The following is a 2,981-nucleotide window of genomic DNA, read 5'->3' as shown; positions in this document are numbered from 1 at the left end:
TTGGTGGAGCTAAGCGGGATCGAACCGCTGACCTCTTGCATGCCATGCAAGCGCTCTCCCAGCTGAGCTATAGCCCCGTAACGTAAAGCGTGTCGTGTTGACGGGCGGCATAATATGAATTCCTTCGCCAGGTGTCAACGGCAAAATCAATCCCGGCTATTTGATCGCTGAAAAAGCAGGCAAACGGCTGACATTGCGAGCCTTATCGCAGCCAGAAGTTAAACATGTCACTCTTTCCTTTAAAAGGATGCTATAACATGTGCAACTAATTCCCACATATTTACTCAGGAAATAGTATGCTCAAGGAACGAATGACACCTGAAGAAATAGCGCATCTGACTGGCTTCAGTCGGCAAACGATTAACAAATGGGTACGTAAAGAGGGATGGCAAACGTCCCCGCGCCCCGGCGTGCAGGGCGGCAAAGCGCGCCTCGTACATGTTAATGAGCAGGTTCGCGAGTTTATTCGCAGCGCGCAGCGCGTGGCCGAAAACCCTGTCCCCTATTCCGCAACGGATAACGATCTCGAATCTCTGCTGCTTACCCTGTGTAAAGAGATGACGCCGGGAGAGCAAAAGCTGCTGATGTCGCTGCTGCTGCGTGAAGGGATCACCGGTTTACTCAACCGACTCGGTATTCGCGATCGGTGAAAGCATGATGAAACTTAAAGATAAAATGACCCCAGCGGAGCTCGCCGAGTGCCTTAACCTCGCCCGGCAAACCATAAACCGCTGGGCCAGAGAACAAAAATGGCGGACGGAACCGATCCCCGGAGTCAAAGGCGGACGCGCTCGCCTTATCGTCATCGACAGGTCGGTGATCGATTTCCTGGCAAATATCCCGGCGCTGCGGCATCTGACCATGGATAATCAGCTGGCGGAACCGCCCGTCAAATACTTTGTGAACGATGCGGACACAGTCTGGCGCCAGATTGTCGAGACCATGCACCTGATGACCCCAACTGAGCAGCTGCACCTGCGGGATTTTCTTGCGCGCGAGGGGATCAGCGGGTTTCTGTCCCGGCTTGGCATTACTGATGCGAAGTAACGGGCAAAAAAAACGGCGGGGTTCGCTATCCCCGCCGTTTAACAATCGCTGTATCAGGATCAGGATTGCTGGCTTTCGCGCTCAGCAATAAAGGCCAGCGCCTTGTTGATACGTTCTACGCTACGTGATTTACCGATCGCATGGACGGTCACATCAAGCGCCGGAGACTGACCCGCACCGGTCACCGCGACGCGCAGCGGCATTCCCACTTTTCCCATCCCCACTTCCAGCTCATCGGCCGTCGCCTGAATCGCATGATGGACGTTTTCCGCCGTCCAGTCGCTTATGGCGGCTAATTTGTCGCGCACCACTTCCAGCGGCTGACGAGCAACAGGACGCAGATGTTTTTTCGCCGCATCGGCATCAAACTCGGCAAAATCTTCATAGAAATAGCGGCAGCTCGCCGCCATCTCTTTAAGGGTTTTGCAGCGCTCGCCCAGCAGCTTCACCAGCTCAGCCAGCTGCGGGCCGTTACGGGTGTCGATATTTTCCTGCTCAATGTGCCACTGTAAATGCGTTGCCACGTACTCCGGGGCCAGCGAGTTGATATAGTGGTGGTTCAGCCACTGCAGCTTTTCCGTATTGAACGCGCTCGCCGATTTGCTCACCGCCCCCAGGCTGAACAGTTTAATCATCTCTTCGCGAGAGAAAATCTCCTGGTCGCCGCTGGACCATCCCAGACGCACCAGATAGTTCAGCAGCGCTTCCGGCAGATAGCCGTCGTCGCGATACTGCATAACGCTGACCGCACCGTGGCGCTTGGACAGTTTCTTACCATCGTCGCCGTTAATCATCGAGACGTGGGCGTAAACCGGCACCGGCGCATTCAGCGCTTTCAGGATGTTAATCTGGCGCGGGGTATTGTTGATATGGTCTTCGCCGCGAATAACGTGGGTGATTTCCATATCCCAGTCGTCAACCACGACGCAGAAGTTGTAGGTTGGAGAACCATCGGTACGGCGGATAATCAGATCGTCCAGCTCCTGGTTGCTGAATTCGATCGGACCGCGGATCTGGTCGTCAAAAACAACGGAACCCTCTTCCGGGTTGGCAAAACGGACGACGCAAGGTTCGTCATCAGCATGATGTTCGTGGCCATGGCGGCAGCGACCGTCGTAGCGGGGCTTCTCGCCTTTTGCCATTTGCTCTTCACGCAGCGCTTCCAGACGCTCTTTAGAGCAATAGCATTTATAGGCCGTGCCCGCTGTCAGCATTTCATCAATAACGGCGTTGTAGCGATCAAAACGCTTGGTCTGGAAGTACGGACCCTCGTCCCATTCCAGGCTCAGCCAGTTCATACCATCCATAATGGCTTCAATGGCCTCCGGCGTGGAGCGCTCAAGATCGGTATCTTCAATACGCAGCACAAACTCACCGCCGTGATTACGTGCAAAAAGCCAGGAATAGAGAGCAGTACGCGCGCCGCCAACGTGCAGATAGCCTGTCGGGCTGGGCGCGAAGCGAGTTTTGATTTTCATGAAGTGGCCTTACGTTTGATAAAGGTGCCGACACGCGGCAGTGTTCGTTGGATTTTATGGAGGAATATTCTAACACCGTGGGCTGATTCCTCAATGTTGTTACCGTTTCAACGTCACGCTTTCCCCTTTTTGTTTATAAATCATGCGCCACGGATGACATTGCGATCGTTTTGTTTAATTTTACGACGAACAAACAAATTATTTAGAAAAGGCGTTGACTCATTTTCAACTCTCCCTATAATGCGACTCCACACAGCGGGGGTGATTAGCTCAGCTGGGAGAGCACCTCCCTTACAAGGAGGGGGTCGGCGGTTCGAACCCGTCATCACCCACCAACTACTTTACGTAGTCTCCGCCGTGTAGCAAGAAATTGAGAAGTGGGTGATTAGCTCAGCTGGGAGAGCACCTCCCTTACAAGGAGGGGGTCGGCGGTTCGATCCCGTCATCACCCACCAC

The 2,981-nt window shown here is 54.0% G+C and carries 3 protein-coding genes and 3 tRNA genes; 4 read left to right on the top strand and 2 right to left on the bottom strand.

Annotated elements, in window-relative coordinates; genetic code table 11:
- Position 1: 1 nt before the first annotated feature.
- Positions 2–77 (bottom strand) — tRNA-Ala (locus ACESQ2_RS14420).
- Between the two features lie 219 nt (positions 78–296).
- On the opposite strand from ACESQ2_RS14420, the gene ACESQ2_RS14415 reads away from it, so the two are divergent.
- Both ACESQ2_RS14415 and ACESQ2_RS14410 read left to right on the top strand, forming a co-directional pair.
- Positions 297–650 (top strand): YfeC-like transcriptional regulator, encoded by a 354-nt coding sequence (locus ACESQ2_RS14415; RefSeq protein WP_004852968.1) that lies wholly within the window; start codon positions 297–299, stop codon positions 648–650.
- A 4-nt stretch (positions 651–654) separates the two neighbouring features.
- Positions 655–1,047 carry a YfeC-like transcriptional regulator gene (locus ACESQ2_RS14410; RefSeq protein WP_014839155.1) on the top strand — a complete coding sequence of 131 codons (393 nt, stop codon included), beginning with the start codon at positions 655–657 and terminating at the stop codon, positions 1,045–1,047.
- A gap of 59 nt (positions 1,048–1,106) precedes the next feature.
- Here ACESQ2_RS14410 and gltX read toward each other — a convergent pair whose 3' ends face one another.
- A complete protein-coding gene (gltX, locus tag ACESQ2_RS14405) occupies positions 1,107–2,525 on the bottom strand; it encodes a glutamate--tRNA ligase (protein ID WP_064377551.1) in 1,419 nt (472 codons plus the stop codon).
- A gap of 259 nt (positions 2,526–2,784) precedes the next feature.
- On the opposite strand from gltX, the gene ACESQ2_RS14400 reads away from it, so the two are divergent.
- Positions 2,785–2,860 (top strand) — tRNA-Val (locus ACESQ2_RS14400).
- Positions 2,861–2,904: 44 nt separating this feature from the next.
- Positions 2,905–2,980: transfer RNA gene (locus tag ACESQ2_RS14395), tRNA-Val, on the top strand.
- Position 2,981 lies beyond the last annotated feature (1 nt).

This window comes from Klebsiella sp. Q11, assembly GCF_964241505.1.
Classification (GTDB): domain Bacteria; phylum Pseudomonadota; class Gammaproteobacteria; order Enterobacterales; family Enterobacteriaceae; genus Klebsiella; species Klebsiella michiganensis.
The sequence above is the reverse complement of the archived record's forward strand: the minus strand, read 5'-3'. Positions and strand labels throughout refer to the sequence as shown.